General features: G+C 74.1%; 15 protein-coding genes. 4 read left to right on the forward strand and 11 right to left on the reverse strand.

Annotated features, from left to right (window positions below; genetic code table 11):
- Positions 1-70 precede the first annotated feature (70 nt).
- The 4 genes from BV907_RS04875 (at position 71) to BV907_RS04890 (ending at position 5562) form a co-directional block, all read left to right on the forward strand.
- On the forward strand, positions 71-1111 hold the full coding sequence (locus BV907_RS04875) for a threonine aldolase family protein (RefSeq protein ID WP_077488666.1): 1041 nt from the start codon (positions 71-73) through the stop codon (positions 1109-1111).
- Between the two features lie 152 nt (positions 1112-1263).
- The gene (locus BV907_RS04880) at positions 1264-1857 is read left to right on the forward strand and encodes a DUF3000 domain-containing protein (RefSeq protein WP_077488594.1); all 594 of its coding nucleotides are present in this window, start codon (positions 1264-1266) and stop codon (positions 1855-1857) included.
- Between the two features lie 12 nt (positions 1858-1869).
- A complete protein-coding gene (locus BV907_RS04885; protein ID WP_077488595.1) occupies positions 1870-3228 on the forward strand; it encodes an HRDC domain-containing protein in 1359 nt (452 codons plus the stop codon).
- A 141-nt stretch (positions 3229-3369) separates the two neighbouring features.
- Positions 3370-5562, forward strand: coding sequence for a 3-hydroxyacyl-CoA dehydrogenase NAD-binding domain-containing protein (locus BV907_RS04890; protein ID WP_077488596.1), 2193 nt, complete (start codon positions 3370-3372; stop codon positions 5560-5562).
- Positions 5563-5582: 20 nt separating this feature from the next.
- Here the strand turns inward: BV907_RS04890 and BV907_RS04895 are convergent, their stop codons facing one another.
- The 11 genes from BV907_RS04895 to BV907_RS04945 form a co-directional block, all read right to left on the reverse strand.
- Complete coding sequence (locus tag BV907_RS04895) at positions 5583-6197, reverse strand: hypothetical protein (protein ID WP_077488597.1); 615 nt, start codon at positions 6195-6197, stop codon at positions 5583-5585.
- A gap of 51 nt (positions 6198-6248) precedes the next feature.
- Positions 6249-7961, reverse strand: a complete 1713-nt coding sequence (locus BV907_RS04900; RefSeq protein WP_077488598.1) for an ATP-binding cassette domain-containing protein — start codon at positions 7959-7961, stop codon at positions 6249-6251.
- Positions 7958-8761: a CbiQ family ECF transporter T component gene (locus BV907_RS04905; protein ID WP_077488667.1), complete on the reverse strand. Its 804-nt coding sequence runs from the start codon at positions 8759-8761 to the stop codon at positions 7958-7960. The genes BV907_RS04900 and BV907_RS04905 overlap by 4 nt, the downstream gene beginning before the upstream one ends.
- Positions 8754-9581 carry a glycosyl transferase family 9 gene (locus tag BV907_RS04910; RefSeq protein ID WP_077488599.1) on the reverse strand — a complete coding sequence of 276 codons (828 nt, stop codon included), beginning with the start codon at positions 9579-9581 and terminating at the stop codon, positions 8754-8756. The genes BV907_RS04905 and BV907_RS04910 overlap by 8 nt, the downstream gene beginning before the upstream one ends.
- 149 nt (positions 9582-9730) lie before the next feature.
- Positions 9731-10801 carry a nucleoside hydrolase gene (locus BV907_RS04915; RefSeq protein WP_077488668.1) on the reverse strand — a complete coding sequence of 357 codons (1071 nt, stop codon included), beginning with the start codon at positions 10799-10801 and terminating at the stop codon, positions 9731-9733.
- A 46-nt stretch (positions 10802-10847) separates the two neighbouring features.
- A complete protein-coding gene (locus BV907_RS04920) occupies positions 10848-11825 on the reverse strand; it encodes an aldo/keto reductase (RefSeq protein ID WP_077488600.1) in 978 nt (325 codons plus the stop codon).
- Positions 11826-11878: 53 nt separating this feature from the next.
- On the reverse strand, positions 11879-12436 hold the full coding sequence (locus BV907_RS04925; RefSeq protein WP_077488601.1) for a hypothetical protein: 558 nt from the start codon (positions 12434-12436) through the stop codon (positions 11879-11881).
- Positions 12433-13047, reverse strand: coding sequence for a DUF402 domain-containing protein (locus BV907_RS04930; protein ID WP_077488669.1), 615 nt, complete (start codon positions 13045-13047; stop codon positions 12433-12435). The genes BV907_RS04925 and BV907_RS04930 overlap by 4 nt, the downstream gene beginning before the upstream one ends.
- A gap of 29 nt (positions 13048-13076) precedes the next feature.
- Positions 13077-15092 (reverse strand): 1-deoxy-D-xylulose-5-phosphate synthase, encoded by a 2016-nt coding sequence (gene dxs, locus BV907_RS04935; RefSeq protein ID WP_077488602.1) that lies wholly within the window; start codon positions 15090-15092, stop codon positions 13077-13079.
- 184 nt (positions 15093-15276) lie between these two features.
- Positions 15277-18099 carry an aconitate hydratase gene (locus BV907_RS04940; RefSeq protein WP_077488603.1) on the reverse strand — a complete coding sequence of 941 codons (2823 nt, stop codon included), beginning with the start codon at positions 18097-18099 and terminating at the stop codon, positions 15277-15279.
- Between the two features lie 225 nt (positions 18100-18324).
- Positions 18325-19620 (reverse strand): class I SAM-dependent RNA methyltransferase, encoded by a 1296-nt coding sequence (locus tag BV907_RS04945; protein ID WP_425441604.1) that lies wholly within the window; start codon positions 19618-19620, stop codon positions 18325-18327.
- Positions 19621-19686 lie beyond the last annotated feature (66 nt).

The raw sequence follows: 19686 nt of genomic DNA on the forward strand, positions 1-19686 counted from the left end.
TGTTCCCCACGTCCCGACAACGCCGGGTGGCGCTGCCTCTGCACCTCCCCCTGCCCCGGCGGGCTGGCCGCTGCACGACGCGTCCGTGCGCGGCTTCGCCTCCGACAACTACTCGGGTGCCCACCCCGAGATCCTCGCCGCCCTCGCCGCCGCGAACGGCGGGCACCAGACCGCCTACGGCGAGGACCAGTACACCGAGCGGCTCCAGGAGGCCATGAGCGGCCTCTTCGGCGACGGCGTCGAGGCCTTCCCGGTGTTCAACGGCACGGGGGCCAACGTCCTGTCGCTCCAGTCCCTCCTGCCGCGCTGGGGCGCGGTCGTGTGCGCCGCCACGGCGCACATCAACGTCGACGAGAACGGCGCGCCCGAGCGCGTCGGCGGCATCAAACTCCTCGCCGTCCCGGCCGCGGATGGGAAGCTCACGCCCGAGCTCATCGACCGCGAGGCGTGGGGCTGGGGGGACGAGCACCGGGCCCAGCCGCTCGCCGTCTCGATCACGCAGACCACTGAGCTCGGCACGCGGTACAGCGTCGAGGAGGTCCGCGCGATCGCCGAGCACGCGCACTCGCTCGGCATGAGCGTGCACATGGACGGGGCCCGCCTTGCGAACGCCGTGGTGGGCCTGGGCGTGCCCGTGCGCGAGTTCACGCGGGACGCGGGCGTCGACGTCCTGTCCTTCGGCGGGACGAAGAACGGCATGCTCTTCGGCGAGTGCGTCGTCGCCCTCAACCCCGACGCGGCGCGCGGCCTGACCTACCTGCGCAAGATGAACATGCAGCTCGCCTCGAAGATGCGCTTCGTCTCGGCCCAGTTCCTCGCGCTGCTCGAGGACGGTCTGTGGCTGCGCTCGGCCGCCCACGCGAACGCGATGGCGGCCCGACTGCGGGCCGCCGTGGAGGGGATCGACGGCGTCGAGCCCACCCAGCCGACCGAGTCCAATGGCGTCTTCGCCATCCTGCCCGAGGGCGTCGCGGACCGGTTGCGGGGACGATTCCGCTTCTACGACTGGGATCCTGGCCGGCGCGAGGTGCGCTGGATGTGCTCGTTCGACACGACGGAGCAGGACGTGGACGCGTTTGCAGCCGCGCTGCGCGAGGAACTCGCGCACTAGCCGCGAGGCTTAGTGTCCAGGCTGCGCGAGGAACTCGCGCACTAGCCGCGAGGCTTAGTGTCCAGGCTGCGCGAGGAACTCGCGCACTAGCCGTGAGGCGTGCCCGGCGTGCCTTCCCCGGCCGCCGACAGCCCCAAGCGTAATCTGGAAAGGTGACCGCATTAGCACACCTGCCTGCGGAATTCTCGGGCGCCCTCCGCTCACTCCGCAGCGCCGCGAGCAGGCCCGAGCTCACACTCCAGGAGATCCCTGCCCCCGCCCGTCTGGCCCCCTATGCCGTGGCGCTCGAGGCGGAGGTGCCAGACGACGAGGCGGGTGAGCTCGCCACCGGGCGCTTCATCCTCCTGCACGACCCCCAGCCGCCGGCGGTGTGGGAGGGGACCTTCCGGATCGTGACCTACATCCGTGCCCAGCTCGAACCGGAGATGGGCAACGACTCCCTCCTGGGCTCCGTGGCCTGGACCTGGCTCGTCGAGGCCCTCGAGAAGCACGGCGCCGGCTACACCGCCGCGGGCGGCACCGCAACGCGCGTCCTGTCGGAGAGCTACGGGACGCTCGCGGGGCGCAGCGACACGATCGACATCGAGCTGCGCGCCTCGTGGACTCCCACCGGCCCGGCGCTGCGCGAGCACCTCGAGGCATGGTGCGACATGGTGTGCACGTTCGCCGGCATCCCTCCCCTGCCGGACGGCGTCGCGGCGCTCCCGCGCCGGCGCCGCCCGAGGCCCGCAACGCCCCGGCGGTAAACTGGCGGGATCATGACCGCACAGCCACAGGACGCAACAGCGCCGGAATCGGAGGGCAGGCCCCTCGTGGGAACGCCCGACACTGACGACCGGCAGCCGACTCACATCACCGTGGAGGGCTTCGAGGTCCCGGTCCCCGCCGTCATCGGCCTCGACGCACCCCGCGACGGCGTCCCGCTGGTCATCTCGACCCAGGAAGGCCTCGAGCGGGCCGCGGCCGCGATCGCCGCGGGGACAGGACCCGCGGGCGTCGACGCCGAGCGCGCCTCCGGCTTCCGGTACGGCCAGCGGGCGTTCCTCGTCCAGATCCGGCGCGAGGGCTCGGGCACGTGGCTCATCGACCCGGAGCCGTTCAGAGACCTCGGGATCATCCAGGAGGCCCTGCGCGGGGTCGAATGGATCCTGCATGCCTCGACCCAGGACCTGCCGTGCCTCGCCGAGCTCGGCATGTGGCCCGACCGGCTGTTCGACACCGAACTCGCCGCGCGCCTCGCCGGGCTGCCGCGCGTCGGGCTCGCGGCCGTCGTCGAGCACATGCTCGGCTTCGGCCTCGCGAAGGAGCACTCGGCAGCGGACTGGTCCACGCGGCCGCTCCCCGAGCCGTGGCTGCGCTACGCGGCCCTCGACGTCGAGGTCCTCGTCGAGCTGCGCGAGGAGCTCCTCGAGCTGCTCGCCGACCAGGGCAAGCTCGCGTTCGCCGAGCAGGAGTTCGCCGCGATCCTCGCGGCCGGCCTGCCCCAGCCCAAGCCCGACCCCTGGCGGCGCACCTCGGGGGTCCACCAGATCCGCGACCGGCGCCAGCTCGCCGCCGTGCGAGAACTCTGGTTCGAGCGCGACGCCCTCGCCGCCAAACGTGACATCGCCCCCGGCAAGCTCATCCCCGACTCGGCGCTCGTCGCCGTCGCCCGCGCCATGCCGAGCACGGTCCCGCAGCTGCTGGGCACGAAGGGCTTCCACGGCCGGGCCGCCCAGCGCGAGGCGCCCAGATGGCTGCGGGCGATCTCCATGGCGCGCCAGCTCGACGAGCTCCCGCCGCTGCACCTGCCGAGCACCGCTCCCCCGCCGCCGCGCGTGTGGGAGGACCGCGACCCGGAGGCCGCTGCCCGGCTCAAGACCGCCAGAGCGCGCGTCGCGGCGATCGCAGAGCGGCTCGGCATGCCGACCGAGAACGTCCTCACCCCCGACCACCTGCGGCGCATCGCGTGGCGCCCGCCATCGACGCTCGACGCCGACTCGCTCGCCGAGGCGCTCCGGGGGGTCGGGGCGCGAGAGTGGCAGATCGCCCAGGTGCTTCCCGACCTCCTGGGCGCCCTCCTGGACCCGGAGCCGCTGCCGGTCAGGGCGAAGGGTCCCGCCGCGGACGCGAGATGAACGGACCCGAACCACAAGGCCGAGCGGAGGGGCGGGAGGGGAGCCCGGGCATTGCCCGCTAAGTTACCAGTGAGTAACATTGGCCGGGACGGCCCGCCCCCTCTGGGCGACCGGAACCCCGACCATCCGAAGGGCGAGTGAATGACCACTGCATCCGAGTCCATCCCCGCGGCGCAGTCTGCCTCGCGATTCGACGCCTTCGCCGGGCTTGCTGCGCAGGTCCCTGATGAGACAGTCACCCATTCGCCCCTGACCGAGGTCGTCCTGCCCAGGAGGGAAGGACGAGACGGCAGCAGGCGCGCGACCATCGCCCTCATCACCCTCGACAACGGGCTCGACCACAGGCGGCCCACGACGCTCGGGCCGAACACGCTCGTCGAGCTCGGCCGCACGCTCGAAGGCCTCCGGGCCCGCGCCGCCGCGGGCGAGGTCCAGGCCGTCGCCGTGACCGGCAAGCCGGGCTTCCTCGTCGCGGGCGCCGACCTCTCGACCGTGAGGGCGCTGCGCGACCCCGCGCACGGGGCACAGATGGCCCGCCTCGGCCACGCCGCCTACGGCCTCCTCGCCGACCTCGGCGTCCCGACGTTCGCGTTCATCAACGGCGTAGCCCTCGGCGGGGGCCTCGAGATCGCCCTCGCGTGCACCTACCGCACCGTCTCGGAGGCCGCCGACGGGATCGGGCTGCCCGAGGCGCACCTCGGCCTCATCCCCGGCTGGGGCGGGGTGTGGCGGCTCCCACGGCTCATCGGGCCCGAGGCCGCCCTGCAGGTCATGATCGACCAGCCGCTCGGCGGCAACCGGACGCTCGGCGGCCGGGAGGCCTTCGGCCTCGGCATCGCGGACGCCCTCTTCCCGGCGGGGGACTTCCTCGCGCGCTCCCTCGAGTGGGCCGCCGCCGTGCTCGCCGGGGACACCGCCGTCGAACGCCCGCACGCCGTCGAGCCCGCCACGGATGCCGCGGCGGCCGGTCGGTGGCGGGCCGCCGCGGAGCGGGCCCGGTCGGTCGTCGCCGCCAAGGTCGGCGACGCGGCCCCCGCCCCCGCAGCGCTCCTGGACGTCTTCGAGGCCGGGACCAGCGCGACGCAGGCCGAGTCGGCCGAGCTCGAGGTCGCCACGCTCACGCGACTCATGCAGTCCCCCGAGTTCCGCGACACCGTCTATGCCTTCCTCGACGTCGTCCAAAAGCGCGCCAAGCGCCCCGCCGGCGCGCCGGCGCCATCCCTCGCCCGGCCGGTCGCGAAGGTCGGGATCATCGGAGCGGGCCTCATGGCGAGCCAGCTCGCGCTCCTCTTCGCGCGCCGGCTCGGGGTCCCGGTCGTCCTCACCGACCTCGACGAGGACCGGGTCGCGAGAGGCGTCGGCCACGTCCGGGCCGCGCTGGAACGGCTCGCGGACAAGGGCCGGATGCCCGCCGAGGAGGCGGCGCGGGTGAAGGACCTCGTCTCGGGCTCGGTCTCGATGGACGCCTTCGAGGGCGCGGGCCTCGTGATCGAGGCAGTGTTCGAAGAGCTCTCGGTGAAGCGGGACGTCCTCGCCCGCGCCGAGGCGGCCGTCTCGCCCGAGTGCGTGCTCGCGACCAACACGTCGTCGCTGTCGGTCGCCGCGATGGCCGACGGCCTCGCCCACCCCGAGCGCGTCGTCGGCTTCCATTTCTTCAACCCCGTCGCGGCGATGCCCCTCGTGGAGATTGTCCGGGCGCCCCGGACGGACGACGCCGCCCTCGCCACGGCGTTCGCGCTCGCGAGGGACCTGAAGAAGACGGCGGTGCTCGTCCGGGACGCCCCGGCGTTCGTCGTCAACCGGATCCTCCTGCGTCTCATGGGCGAGGTCATGGCGGCGTTCGACGAGGGGACCCCGGCCGAGGTGGCGGACGGCGCCCTCGGGCCGCTGGGCCTGCCGATGACGCCGTTCGAGCTCGCCGCCCTCGTGGGCCTCCCGGTCGCCCAGCACGTCGCCGAGTCGCTCCACGCCGCCGTCGGCGAGCGCTTCCACGTCTCGGCGAACCAGCAGGCGCTGATCGACGCGGGCCTGCCAGGGCTCTGGTCCCGGACCGCGGGCGGCGGGCACGAGGTCCGAGCCTCGACCCTCGCCCTCCTGAGCCGCGGCAACGCGCCGTCGACGTCCGAGCAGGTCCTGACCCGCTGCCAGGACGCGCTCGCCGAGGAGATCGGCCTCATCCTCGCCGAGGGGGTCGTGGCGGGCCCCGAGGACGTGGACCTGTGCATGATCCTCGGGGCGGGGTGGCCGCTGCACCTCGGCGGCATCACGCCCTACCTCGACCGCGTCGGCGCCTCCCAGCGCGTCAACGGGCGCGCGTTCCACGCGCGGGGCTGACCCGGGGCCCGGCCCCCGCGTCAGTCCCCTCCGAACCCCTCGCGGAGGAACTGCGCGAGGGCCGGGCCCAGCCCGTCGATGGCCTCGGCCTCGCCGCCGAGGGGGAAGCTCAGCGCGCCGGCCCATGCGCTGCGCACGAGCGCGCCGTCGTGCGCCCAGTGCGAGGCGGTGCGCAGGCCGCCGGCCACGACGTCGAGCCGCTCGGCCGCGAGACTCCTCCCGTCGGGGAGCTCGACTGTCTCGGTGCCGGCGCGCCGGACCTCGGCCGGCGCGGGGGGCTCCTCGGGGCAGGCATCGTCGACGCGCCGGTAGGCTGCGCGCTGCCGCGACGAGGCGGCAAGCCGCGCGACGAGCAGATGCTCCCCCGCCGCCGGGAGCGTGTCGACGCCGAGCCCCGCCTCCTCGCGCCGGGCCCCGGAGCGGAGGCCGCCGGGCTCCTGGCGGTAGCGGAAGGCGTGCCACGTGTCGCCGTCCTTGCTGAGCCGGATGAGGGACTCGCTTCCGAAGGGCGAGCCGAAGCCATCCTCGAACCCGACCCGCGTGACGAGGACGTCGCCGTCGAAGGCCCGCAGCACGGCGCCGCGCCGCTCCCCGGCAACCCAGAAGCCTTCCCAGCGTTCCCACGCCGCCTCCACGATCCCCTCCTCCGGGCCCCGCCGCGCGTGGGGGTGCCACAGCGATTGACCCTACCGGATGGGCCCGGACTCCACGCGCGTGAGGCGCCCGGACTCGAGCGTGAGCACGCGGTGGGCGATCCGTTGCGCCCAGGGCAGCGCGTGGGTCGTCAGGACGATGGCGGCGCCCTCCGTGGCGGCGTGTGCCACCGCCGCCTCGAGCAGCCGCAGGCCCGGGCGGTCGAGCCCGGCGGTCGGCTCGTCGAGGAGCAGGACGCGGGGGCGGCGGGCGAGGACCGTCGCGAGCGCGAGCAGGCGCTGCCGGGCCGCTGGGAGCTCGTACGGGTGTGCGCCAGCCTCGTCGGCGAGCCCGACGGCGGCAAGGGCCTCGAGCGCGCGGGCGCGGGCGGCGTCGCGGGAGAGGCCGAGGCGGCCCAGGCCGAACGTGACCTCGGCGAGGGCCGTGCGCTCCAAGAGCTGGTCCCGCGGGTCCTGGAACAGGGTGCCGGCGTGCGCGGCGACGGCCCCCGCGGGCAGCCCGGCGATGTCGCGGCCAGCGATCCTGACTGTCCCGGCGTCGGGGCGCAGGAGGCCGGCGAGGGTGCGCAGGGCCGTCGACTTCCCGGCCCCGTTCGGGCCCGTGAGGGCCACGACCTCCCCCGGCCGCACGGCCAGGGAGGCGCCGTCGAGGACCGCCCGCACGGAGTGCTGGGCCCGTCCGGGTGGCCTCCGCAGGCCGCGGCGGCGCGGGCGGGAGCCGCCGTCGCGCTCCGGGTAGGCGAAGCGCACGGCCTCGAGCTCGGCGAATGGCTCCCCGCCCGCGGGACGGGCGGCAGGCGTGCCATCGGTCCCCGCCGGTGCGTCCCGGTTCTGCCCGGCCCGGTTCTGCCCGGCCCGGTTCTGCCCGGGCGGCTCGGCTGCGGCGTCGGACTCGCGGATGGCGGGCCCGTCGGACCCGCCGTCCCCGGGGTCCCGGGGCAGGACGCCCGAGCTCGCGAAGGCACGGGAGACCAGGACCTCGCCCGGGGGTCCAGAGGCGACCGCCGTCCCGCCGCCGAGCACGAGCATGTGCCGTGCCCGCCGCGCGAGCGCCCCCGCGCACGCGCCGAAGACCGCGACGGCGGTGCCGGCGGCGAGGGCGCCGTCCACGACGGCGGCCAGGGCCGCGAGGCCGGCGGCATCGAGGGACGCCTCGGGGTCATCGAGGAGCAGGACCCCGGGCCGGTCCACGAGCGCGCAGCCGATCGCGAGCCGGCGCTGCTCGCCGCCCGAGAGGCGCTGCGGGCTCCGCCCGAGGAGGTCCGCGAGGCCCGCCGCATCGGCCGCGTCCGCCACGCGCGCGCGCATCTCGGGGCGGGGGACGCCGCGCTGCTCGAGCGAGAAGGCGAGCTCCTCCCCCACGGTGGGCGCGGCACCCGTGAGGAGGTCGGCGGCGCGCTGCGGGACGTAGGCGACATGTGCGCCCCAGGCGCCGAGCCGGAGCCGTGGATCGTCGGGGCCGCCCCTGAAGGCCAGCGCGCCGGCCGCGCCCGAGGCCGCGAGCTCGAGGCTCCCCTCGAGCCGCCCGTGCCCGCCCGCCAGGGCCCAGCCCGCGAGGATCTTCGCGAGCGTCGACGTCCCGCTGCCCGACGCGCCGAGAACTGCGGTCAGCGTCCCCGGCCACAGCGCGAGCCGGAGGTCGCGCAGCACGGCCGGCCCGCCGTCGTCGTACGCGAAGCGCCGCACGTGCGCCGAGAGCGCGGGCTGGCCCGCGCCGCCCGCATCGGCTGAGGCCTGTCCGCTCACGCCGCCGCCCCGGCGATGGCGGGGACGACGACGGAGGCCACGATCGCCGCGCTCGCCGCGGCGAGGGCCCAGCGCAGAGCGCGCTGGGCCGGTGAGTCCGGCTCGGCGCGGTACGCCGTGCGCTGCCCGGGCAGGGACTGGCCGCGCGCCTCGAGGGCGACCGCGCGCTCGCCCGCCTCGTCCACGAGGGCGAGCACGAGGGGCACGGCCTGCAGCCGCGCCGCGAGGAGCCGCCCGCCCGGCCCGCGCCGGACCACGAGCCCGCGGGCCTCCTGCGCCTCGCGGATGCGGCGCAGCCTGTCCGAGACCGCCGCCGCGAGCCCGAGCGTGGCCGCGAGCACGTAGCCGAGCTGCGCGGGGACGCCGCGGCGGACGAGCGCCGCGCGGAGCAGGCCCACGTCAGCCCAGAGCGAGAAGGCGAGCATGACGGCGGCGAGGGCGGCGGTGCGCAGGACGAAGGCCGCCGCGTAGGCGAGGCCCTCGGCGGTCACGCGGGCGGGGCCGAGCTCGGCGAGCACGGTGCGGCCCTCGGGGAAGAACAGGCCGTGGATCGCTAGGGCCCACAGCGCGAACGGCACGACGACGGCCGCGCCGGCAGCGGCGACCCTGCTGGCGGTGCCAGCCCGCACGGCGGCCGCTCCGGCCGCGGCGAGCGCGGCGAGCCACACGGACCAATGCGCCCACGCAAGGCACGCGACCGCGCCGGTCCCCGCGAGGGCGAGCCCGGTCAGGGGGTTGAGCCCGCCGCGGCCCGCGGGCTCTGCCTCGGGCGGGGCCGCCGGCGTGGGGACGTCAGGCAGCGGGCGCCGCCTCGGAGTCGCGGGCCTTGCGCGGGGCCGCGAGGACCCGGTGGCGCCGGACGAACTCGAACCGCTGGGTTGCGCGGCGCGGGAGGGCGTAGGCAAGCGCGGCCGCTGCGGCGAACGTCACGAGCTTGTCCACGAGGTCGGAGAGGATCGCGCCCTTGAGGACGGATTCGGCGAGCCCGTCACCGGCCGCGCGGAAGACGGCGATGACCGCCCCGGTCGCCCCGGTGGCGGTCCCGCCGTACACGGCCAGGGCGACCGTGGTGCCGATGAACGCGGCGGCGAAGCCCGTCGCGAGGGCCGCGAGGGGCAGCCACCAGAGGCGCCGGACCGCGCCCCAGCGGGCGGCGAGCCCGGCCAGGCAGCCGATCACCGCCGCGCCGGCCGCGAAGGGGATGAGCGTCGGGTTGAAGAACGACCACACGATCGTGCTCAGGAGGCCGGTCGCGGCTCCCGCCGCGGGCCCGGCGAGGAAGGCCACGAGGACCGTGCCGATCGAGTCGAGGTAGATGGGCACGAGGGCCGTGCCGACGAACTGGCCCAGGACGATGTTGAGCACGAGGGCCACGGGGATGAGGGCGAGCGTCGCGGTCGGGAGCGTCGGGAGGATCCCGACGAACAGGAGCACGGTCGCGATCCCGTAGCCCGTGAGCGCGATGAGCGTCGCGGAGGCCGACGGCGCGTCCACGGGCTCGCCGGGCTGCGTGAGGATGAGGAAGACGAAGGTGGCGGCCGCGGCGAGGGCGCCGAGCACGGTCAGGACCGTCCTCAGGGGCGAGCGCCGGGGTGCCTCGGCGGTCAGGGGGTGCGACATGGCGGGCACGTCCTTGCGGTGGGTGCTGGCAGGGGCGGGACGCCTATGTCACCTCGGCGACGGTGCGCTCGCGCGCACGCCACAGTCTAGCCGAGGGCCCGCCTCGCGGAGCCGCCGGGCGAGCCGAGCCGGGCGAGCCGAGCCGCGGCCTAGCCGAGCCGCCGGGCGAGGGCCCCGACGGCAGAGACGAGCTCGGCGAAGGCCTCCTCGGGATGGTTCTCGCTCACGATCCGCGCGCTCGGCGGCTCGCCCCAGAGTCCGCGGAAGTCGGCCACGGTCGTGCCGACGAGCCGGCGCGCCTCGGTCTCGACGTGCACCGCCGCGGCCCGCGCCGCGTAGCGGGCGGTCCCGGCGGCGACGCTCGCGGCGAAGTAGTCGTGCACGTGCGCGATGTAGCCCTGGTCGTAGCGGCGGTGGAACTCGAAGTAGAAGCGGAGCATGTCGCTCACGTGACGCACGAGCGGGCTGGACGCGCGGCTGCGCGTCCCCTCGGCCTGGTCCGGGAGGACGAGCTCGGGCCCGGCGCAGCGGGCCGCCTCGGCGAGGGCCGCGACGTGCTCGGGGCGCATCTCGATCCGCTCGGTCACCTCGAGCGCGCAGACGACCGGGAGCCGCCCGGGCGGCTGGCCCGCGTAGGCGGCGAACACCTCGGCGGCCGCGTGCGGGTCGACGTGCGTGTTCCACTCGGCCGTCGGCGTCGTGTTGCCCTGGTGGTTGTAGGCGCCACCCATGATGACGACGCCGGCGAGCAGCTCGGGCAGGCGCGGCTCGGCGCGCAGGGCGAGGGCGAAGTTGGTCAGGGGCGCCGTCAGGAGGGCGGTGAGCTCGCCCGGGCGCGCCCGGGCGAGCTCGACCCAGAGACCGACGGCGTCGCGCGGCTCGGGCGCGCGGCGCGGCGGCGGGAGCTCGGCGTGGCCGATGCCCTGGGGGCCGTGGGTCTCGGGGGACGTGACGAGCGGCACGCGCAGCGGGGCGCGCGCCCCGACGGCGACGGGGACGTCGCCCCGCCCGCACAGTTCGAGGACCGCGAGCGTGTTGCGCGCCACCTGGTCCACGCCGACGTTGCCGGGCGTCGCCGTGACCGCGGCGAGCTCGACGTGCGGCTGGCTGCACAGGTACACGAGCGCGAGGGCGTCGTCGATGCCGGTGTCGCAGTCCACGAGCAGCGACACGGGCGCCCGCGAGGGTTCCTGCGCCACGGGGCGGGACGCCTCGTTCATCACGGCCATGGCGGAGGAGCCGGCGGAGGAGTCCGGGCGGCCACGGCTAGAAGAGCGCGACCTTGGGGATGCGCGGGAAGATGTCGTCGAGCTCGGCGAGGTCCTCGTCGCTCGGCTGCCAGGAGGCGGCCTCTGCGTTCTCGCGGATCTGCTCGGGCCTGGTGGCACCCGCGATGACGCTCGCGACGGACGGCTGGGCGGCGAGCCACGAGAACGCGACCTGCAGCTCGGTCAGCCCCCGCTCCTCGGCGAAGGCCGAGAACCTGTCGAGCTGCTCCCAGTCGGCGTCGTGCACGAGATTCGTGCGCGTGTGCGACAGGCGCGACCCCTCGGGGGCACTCCCGCGCGAGTACTTGCCGGTGAGCAGGCCGTTCGCGAGCGGGAAGTAGGGCAGGACGCCGAGCCCGTACGCCTCCGCCGCCTCGGTCACCTCGAGCTCGGCCCGCCGGTCGAGGAGGTTGTAGTGGTTCTGGCTCGAGACGAAGGGGGTCCAGCCGCCGATGCGCGCCGCGAACTCGGCCTCGGCGATCTGCCAGCCCGCCCGGTTCGAGTGGCCGATGTAGAGCACCTTGCCCTCGTGCACGAGGTCGTCGAGGGCTGCGAGCGTCTCCTCGATCGGCGTCGACGGGTCCGGGGTGTGGTACTGGTACAGGTCGATCCGGTCGGTGCCGAGGCGGCGCAGCGAGGCCTCGACGGCCTGGCGGATGTACCGGCGCGAGCCGCGGGCGCCGAAGTCACGGCCGTTGGCCCCGTGCATGTCCATGCCGAACTTGGTCGCGATGACGACGTCGTCGCGCTGGCCGGCCAGGGCCCTGCCGAGCATCTCCTCGCTGAGGCCGGGAACCGCGCCGTAGACGTCGGCGACGTCGAACAGCGTGATGCCGGCGTCGATCGCGGCGTGGACGACGGCGTCCGTGCCCTCCTGCGTCGCGGTCGGGGTGTTCGCGCGGCCGAGGTTGTTGCAGCCGAGGCCGACGGTCGAGACGGTCAGGCCGGAGTGGCCGAGGCGGCGGTAGTCAGTCATGCAGCCAGACTACTCGTGCCCGTCCCGCGCGCGGGATAGGGAGCGGGCGGTACTCAGAGGGAGAATCCGCGCACGCCCGCGGGCGCGTGCCGCAGCTTGAACGCCTCGGGATCGCTGGCGGGGGCGACCGCGATCGAGAGCTTCGTGAAGTCGCTCGTGGCCTCGCGCAGGCACGTCTTGACGGCGGCGACGGCCTTGGCCGCGTCGACGCACGTGGTGAAGACGTTGAGCTTCCCCCCGGCGATGCTGCTGCCCTCGACCGTGCCGAGCCCGCGCCACGCGAGGTGGGCCGAGAGGGCCTGGATGGCCTGGCGCTCGAGGTGGCGGTCCCGCTCGGTGCCGTACGCCGTCTTGAGCGCGAACTGGGCGACGACGCGCCACTGCTCGTCCTCGCCGAGGAGTGCGAAGCCGTCGGCGTCGCACTGGGCCTCGAACGCGGCCAGGAGCCCCTCGGCGGCTTCGGCCCCGACGTCGTCCGTCGACTCCGTCGCGGAGACGTGGCCGACCTTGCCGTGGTTGACGACGAACTGGCGCGCCTCGTCGTCGTGCCAGGCCTCCCGGAACTCGAGCGTGCCGTCCTCGGCACGGCGGTACATGCGGGCGTAGCTCATGGGTGCTCCTTCCGGCCGCGCGCCATCCAGGCGTCGGCGGCCCCGTCGAACGGGCCCGTGCCCTCGAGCACGGCCCGGTGGAGGCGCGCGCACTCGGCGCGCACCGCGGCCACGAGCGGGCCGGGGTACGCCATGGTGCGGCGGTGCTCGTCGAACTCGTCCTCATCGTCGACGAAGACGCCGTGGCGGGCCGAGCGGATGACGTCGAGGTCCATGTCCACCATGTGGAACTCGACGACGCCGGGGTGGCCCTCGCCGGCCGGCTCGCCGATGCGCTTCCACGCGAGATCCCACGCGAGGTCGACGTAGACGCGGAAGTCGCCCGGGTTCGTCTCGTCGTAGAACGTCGCGGCGTAGCCGCCCATGCGCGGGACGAGCAGGACGGCGTCGGAGCGCGTGTGCAGCGCGGCCCCGGGGCGGGAGATGAACTCGCCCCGGCCCTGGTAGATCCACCAGCCGTGCTCGTCCTCGCCGAGGCTGAAGCCCGGCACGACCCAATGGGCGGAGCCGTCCCACTTGCGGTTGCGCGCGACGACGAGCTCTCCCGGGCGGGGCGTGCCCGTTCCGGCGGGCGGGGCCGGGGCCCAGCCGCTCGCGGGGGTCGTCCGCACGGGGTGCGCGCCGTCGCCGGTGCCAGCCGTCACAGCTGCGGGAGGCTGCCGGTCGTGGGGGCCGGCTGGCCCGGGAGGGGCCGGGCGAAGGGCACCTTCGTGCCGAGCACCTGGGCCACGATGTCGTGCGCGATCTGGCGCGGCGTGAGGCCCACGCGCTCGAGCACCTGCCCGCGGGTGCCGTGGTCGAGGAACTCCGCCGGGAGTCCCACCTCGTTGAGGGCCGTGTCGACCCCCGCCGCGCGCATCTCCTGGCGGATCCGGGACCCGACGCCGCCCGTGCGCACCCCGTCCTCGAGGCACACGACGATCCGGTGCGCAGCCGCGAGCCGGATGACGCTGTGCGGGACCGGCAGGACCCAGCGCGGGTCGACGACCGTCGAGCTGATGCCCTGCTGGGCAAGCCGGCGGGAGACCTCAAGGGCGGTCTCGCTCATCGCCCCGACCGAGACGAGCAGGACGTCGGCGGCGTCAGCGGTGCCCGCAGCACCCGCCGCGCCCTCGTCGCCGTCGTGCGTGCCCTGCCCGACCCGGGCGAGCACGTCGACGCCGTCGGCGAGCCGCTCGATCGCCTCGGTCTCGGGCCCGACGGTGCCCTTCGAGAACCGCACGACCGTGGGGGCGTCGTCGACCGCGACGGCCTCGCGCAGCTCCTCGCGGAGGCGGGTCGCGTCCCGCGGGGCGGCGAGGTGCAGGCCCGGGATGCTCTGGACGAGCGCCATGTCCCACTGGCCGTGGTGGCTCGCGCCGTCGGGGCCGGTGACGCCCGCGCGGTCGAGCACGAGGGTGACCCCTGCCCGGTGGAGGGCCACGTCCATGAGCAGCTGGTCGTAGGCCCGGTTGAGGAAGGTCGCGTAGACGGCGACGACGGGGTGGAGGCCGCCGAAGGCGAGGCCCGCGGCCGAGGCCACGGCGTGCTGCTCGGCGATGCCGACGTCGAAGACCCGGTCCGGGTGCCGCGCGGCGAACTTGTGCAGGCCCACGGGGATGAGCATCGCCCCGGTGATGCCGACGACGTCCTCGCGCTCGTCGGCGATCGCGGCGATCTCGTCGGCGAAGACGGAGGTCCAGGAGGTGCCCCCGCCGGGCTCGGCGGGCTCGCCGGTCTCGGGGTCGATGACGCCCACGGCGTGGAACTGGTCGGCCTCGTGGTTGCGGGCCGGGGCGTAGCCATGGCCCTTCTCGGTCAGGGCATGGACGATGACGGGCCCGGCGTAGTTCTTCGCCGTCGCGAGCGCCTCCTCGAGGGCGCGCTCGTCATGGCCGTCGACCGGGCCGACATACTTGAGGCCGAGATCCTCGAACATGCCCTGCGGGGCCCACCAGTCCTTGATGCCCTTCTTCGTGGCGTGGAGGCTCTTGTACACGAGCTGCGCGACGGGCCCGCCCTCCTTGAGGCGGCGCTTGGCGAGCTCGAGAAGGCTTTCGTAGGCGGGCGCGGTGCGCACCCTGTCGATCGTGGGGCGCAGCGAGGCGAGGTGGTCGGCGATGCCGCCGACGGTCGGCGCGTAGGAGCGGCCGTTGTCGTTGACGACGATGACGACACGCCGGCGCTTGTCCGCTGCGATGTTGTTGATCGCCTCCCACGCCATGCCGCCGGTGAGCGCGCCGTCGCCGATCACGACGACGGTGTACCGGTCGCCCTCGCCCGTGAGCTGGCGCGCGCGCGAGATGCCGTCGGCCCAGGACAGCGACGAGGAGGCGTGCGAGGACTCGACGATGTCGTGCTCGCTCTCTGCGCGCGACGGATAGCCCGAGAGGCCGCCCTCCTTGCGCAGCGACGAGAAGTCCTTGCGGCCCGTGAGGAGCTTGTGCACGTACGACTGGTGGCCCGTGTCGAACACGATGCTGTCCCGCGGGGAGTCGAAGACGCGGTGGATGGCGAGGGTCAGCTCGACGACGCCGAGGTTCGGGCCGAGGTGTCCGCCCGTCTGCGCCACGTTGCGGATGAGGAACTCGCGGATCTCCCCCGCTAGCTCCGCGAGGTCCTCGGCGCTGAGGCGGGCGAGGTCCCGCGGACCCTCGACAGACTCCAAGATGCCCAAGGGCGACTCCTTGCTCGAAACGTGCACGAACCACTCTAGCGCCTCGCGGCATCCCTCCCCGGCACTCTTGCCGCGCAGCGGGAGTAGGCGCAGCGAGGGCCCCGGCCTCACAGGCAGGGGCCCCCTTGGCACGCTGGCGCGGCGCGCTGGCGCGGCGTCAGCTCACTCAGCTGGCCGCGTTTTCTCAGCTAGCCGAGATTTGGCGCAGCACGTACTGCAGGATGCCGCCGTTGCGGTAGTAGTCCGCCTCGCCGGGGGTGTCGATGCGCACGACGGCGTCGAAGGACGTCGAACTGCCGTCCTCCGCCGTCGCGGTCACCTTCACGGTCGACGGGGTCGTGCCCTCGTTGAGCGCGGTCACGCCCTGGACCGAGAAGACCTCGTTGCCGGTGAGGCCGAGCGTCGCGGCCGACTCCCCCGCCGGGAACTGCAGCGGCAGGACGCCCATGCCGATGAGGTTCGAGCGGTGGATGCGCTCGTAGCTCTCGGCGATGACGGCCTTGACGCCCAGGAGCGCGGTGCCCTTCGCGGCCCAGTCGCGGGAGGAGCCGGAGCCGTACTCCTTGCCCGCGAGGACCACGAGCGGGGTGCCGGCGGCCTGGTAGTTCATGGCGGCGTCGTAGACGTAGGCCTGCGGGGCGCCGTCCTGCGTGAAGTCCTTCGTGAACCCGCCCTCGACCCCGTCGAGCAGCTGGTTCTTGATGCGGATGTTCGCGAAGGTGCCGCGGATCATGACCTCGTGGTTGCCGCGGCGCGAGCCGTAGGAGTTGAAGTCCTTGCGCTCGACGCCGTTGGCCAGGAGGTACTGGCCCGCCGGGGTCTCGGACTTGAAGGAGCCGGCCGGGGAGATGTGGTCGGTCGTGACCGAGTCGCCGAGCTTGAGGAGCACGCGGGCGCCCTCGATGTCGGTGACGGGGTCCGGCTGCGCCTTCATGCCCTCGAAGTACGGGGGCTTGCGGACGTAGGTGGACTTGTCGTCCCACTCGAACGTGTCGCCGGTCGGCGTCGGGAGGGACTTCCAGCGGTCGTCGCCGTCGAAGATGGTCGCGTATGACTTCGTGAACATGTCCTGGTCGATCGAGGCGTCCATGACCTGCTGGACCTCGGACGGGTTCGGCCAGATGTCCTTGAGGAAGACGTCGTTGCCGGCCTGGTCCTGGCCCAGGGCCTCGGCGTCGAAGTCGAAGTCCATCGTGCCGGCGAGGGCGTACGCGATGACGAGCGGCGGGGACGCGAGGTAGTTCATCTTCACGTCCGGGTTGATGCGGCCCTCGAAGTTGCGGTTGCCCGAGAGGACGGCGGTGACGGAGAGGTCGTTGGCCTGGATGGCCTCGGAGATCTCGGCCTCGAGCGGGCCCGAGTTGCCGATGCAGGTCGCGCAGCCGTAGCCGACCGTGAAGAAGCCGAGCTTCTCGAGGTACGGGATGAGCCCGGACTTCTCGTAGTAGTCGGTGACGACCTTCGAGCCGGGGGCAACGGAGGTCTTGACCCACGGCTTGGACGCGAGGCCCTTGTTGACCGCGTTGCGGGCCAGGACGGCCGCCGCGAGCATGACCGAGGGGTTCGAGGTGTTCGTGCAGGACGTGATCGAGGCGATCGTCACGGCGCCGTGGTCGAGCTCGAACTGGCGACCGTCCTCCATGGCGACGTGGACGGGCTGCGACGGGCGTCCGAACGCGCCGGACGCGGCCGACTCGACCGGGTTCGCCAGGCGTGCGGTCTCGTGGACGTGGCTGTCGGCCTCGGTCGTCGTCGGCGAGTCCGACGCCGGGAACGACTCGGCGATCGTCTCGTCGATGCTGCCGTCCTCGATCGAGACGTAGTTGTCCAGGTCCTTGCGGAACTGCTCCTTGGCATCGGAGAGCTCGATGCGGTCCTGGGGACGCTTGGGGCCGGAGATCGAGGGCACGACGGTCGAGAGGTCGAGCTCGAGGTACTCGGAGAAGCGCAGCTCGCGGGCCGCGTCGTGCCAGAGGCCCTGCTCCTTGCAGTAGGCCTCGACGAGGGCGAGATTCTCCTCGGAGCGGCCGGTGAGGCGCAGGTAGTCGAGGGTCACGTCGTCGATCGGGAACATGGCCGCGGTCGAGCCGAACTCGGGGCTCATGTTGCCGATCGTGGCGCGGTTGGCGAGCGGCACGGCCGCGACGCCCTCGCCGTAGAACTCGACGAACTTGCCGACGACGCCGTGCTTGCGCAGCATCTCGGTGATCGTGAGGACGACGTCGGTTGCGGTCGCCCCGGCGGGGATCGAGCCGGAGAGCTTGAAGCCGACGACGCGCGGGATGAGCATCGAGACGGGCTGGCCGAGCATGGCCGCCTCGGCCTCGATGCCGCCGACGCCCCAGCCGAGCACGCCGAGGCCGTTCACCATCGTCGTGTGCGAGTCGGTGCCGACGCACGTGTCGGGGTAGGCGCGAACCTTTCCGTCCACCTCGCGGGTCATGATCGTGCGCGCCAGGTACTCGATGTTGACCTGGTGCACGATGCCCATGCCCGGGGGGACGACCTTGAAGTCGTCGAACGCCGTCTGGCCCCAGCGCAGGAACTGGTAGCGTTCGCCGTTGCGCTGGTACTCGATCTCCATGTTCCGCTCGATCGCGGACGCGTTGCCGAAGACGTCGATCTGGACCGAGTGGTCGATGACCATCTCGGCGGGTGCCAGCGGGTTGACGCGCTTCGCATCGCCGCCGAGCTCCTTGACGGCCTCTCGCATTGTCGCGAGGTCGACGACGCAGGGGACACCGGTGAAGTCCTGCATGATGACGCGGGCGGGGGTGAACTGGATCTCGGTGTTCGGCTGGGCGTTCGGGTCCCAGCCGGCGAGTGCGCGGATGTGGTCCGCGGTGATGTTCGCACCGTCCTCGGTGCGGAGCAGGTTCTCCAGAAGGACCTTGAGGCTGAAGGGGAGGCTCTCGTGGCCTTCCACAGAGTTCAGCCGGAAAATTTCATACTCGGTTCCGCCGACGTTCAGGACGCCTTTGGCTCCGAAGCTGTCCACAGTGCTCAATGCAGGACTCCTCTCGCAACACAGCCATCTTTGTCCCGGTACCATGGCGGTTCTAGTTAGGCACGCCTAACCCGGGCTCGTGCGCCCTCGAGGGGGGACGCATGGCTTCGCCGACCATCCTAGTTCCCGGCTTCTGGCAGCAGGAGGGGATGTAGCCAGGCTCACGTGCCGGGCAGCAGCAGCAGTCCTACCACCCGCCCTTCCCCCTCCCTGATCCCTGTCGGCTCACGTGCCGGGCAGCAGCAGTCCTACCACTTCTACGTGGTGCGTCTGCGGATACAGGTCGAACGCCCTCAGCCCCTCGAGCCGCCAGCCCGCGTCGCGGAACCAGCCGACGTCGCGCGCGAACGAGGCCGGATCGCACGCGACGTACGCGATCGCGCGCGGCGCCGCCGCGACGAGCTGCCGGACGACCTCCTTGCCCGCCCCCGCCCGTGGCGGGTCGAGGACGACGGCGTCGAACGCGCCGCGGCGGCCGTGCTCGCGCAGCACCCGCTCGACCCGGCCCTGGACGACGGCGATCTCCTCGCGCCGCTTGAACGTCCGCCGGGCGTCGCGGCTCGTCCCCGGGGCGCCCTCGACCGAGAGCACGTGCCCCGAGGGCCCGACGGCCTCCGCGAGCGGCGCCGTGAACAGCCCCGCGCCGGCATAGAGGTCGGCGACCTGGGCGCCCGGGGCGAGGGCGCCGTCGAGCGCCTCGAGCACGGCGCCGACGAGGGTCTCGGGCGCGCGGCGGTGGATCTGCCAGAAGCCGTCGCCCGTGACCGTGTAGTGGTGGCCGAGCACGTTCTCCGCGACCCAGCCGCGCCCCCGGATGGTCAGCGGGGTGCGGCTGCCCGCGGCGAGCGCGCTCGCCGAGACCGCGGGGTCGAGCCCCGCGAGGGCCTCCTGGAGCCGGCCGGGCGTGACCCCGTCGGCGAGCATGAAGACGATGAGCGGCGGCGTGCCTGAGGCGGGCGCGGCCACGTCGAGCCGCTCGACGCCGCGCAGGTCCAGCTCCCACAGGCGCAGGGCGTTGATCTCATCGGTCGCGAGCGGCATGGCCTCGACCGGGATGAGCGTGTCGGACCGGTGGGCGTGCATCGCAAGCCGGCCGCCCGGCGTGACGGCGAAGCTGCACCGGGTCCGCCAACCCAGCCCCCCGCCGTCGCCCGCCCCGGCCGCGCCGAGCGGCACCTCCTCCGCCTCGACGTCCCACGCGAGCCCCGCGAGGCGCTCGAGCTGCTCCCGCACGACGGCGGACTTGAGCCGGCGCTGCTCGGCGAGCTCGATGTGGCCGAACTCGGCCCCGCCCACGGGCAGCCGGCCCTCGGCGTAGGCCCGCAGCGAGTCGGCGAGGTCCCACACGTGCTCGCGGCGGTGCGGCGACGGCTCGAGGACCTCGACGACGTCGGCGCGCCAGAACTTCCCGGCGGGTTCGGCCTCGGTCAGGGCAGCGCGGACGAGCTCGCCCGGCAGGCCGTGCCGGACGAAGACAACGCGACCCTCGTGGCGGGCCACGACGTGGCCGCCGTGTGCCACGGGGCCCAGCCGCAGCTCAAGGACCCGGGCCTCTCCCCCGTCCTGGCGGTCTTCCGCGCTCCCCCC

It is taken from the genome of Sinomonas mesophila (genome assembly GCF_001999765.1).
Lineage (GTDB): Bacteria > Actinomycetota > Actinomycetes > Actinomycetales > Micrococcaceae > Sinomonas > Sinomonas mesophila.

Coding starts and splice junctions, on each gene's coding strand:
- BV907_RS04885 (WP_077488595.1), top strand. CDS start 1,870: ATGACCGCACAGCCACAGGACGCAACAGCGCCGGAATCGGAGGGCAGG.
- BV907_RS04890 (WP_077488596.1), top strand. CDS start 3,370: ATGACCACTGCATCCGAGTCCATCCCCGCGGCGCAGTCTGCCTCGCGA.
- BV907_RS04910 (WP_077488599.1), bottom strand. CDS start 9,581: ATGTCGCACCCCCTGACCGCCGAGGCACCCCGGCGCTCGCCCCTGAGG.
- BV907_RS04915 (WP_077488668.1), bottom strand. CDS start 10,801: ATGAACGAGGCGTCCCGCCCCGTGGCGCAGGAACCCTCGCGGGCGCCC.
- BV907_RS04920 (WP_077488600.1), bottom strand. CDS start 11,825: ATGACTGACTACCGCCGCCTCGGCCACTCCGGCCTGACCGTCTCGACC.
- BV907_RS04925 (WP_077488601.1), bottom strand. CDS start 12,436: ATGAGCTACGCCCGCATGTACCGCCGTGCCGAGGACGGCACGCTCGAG.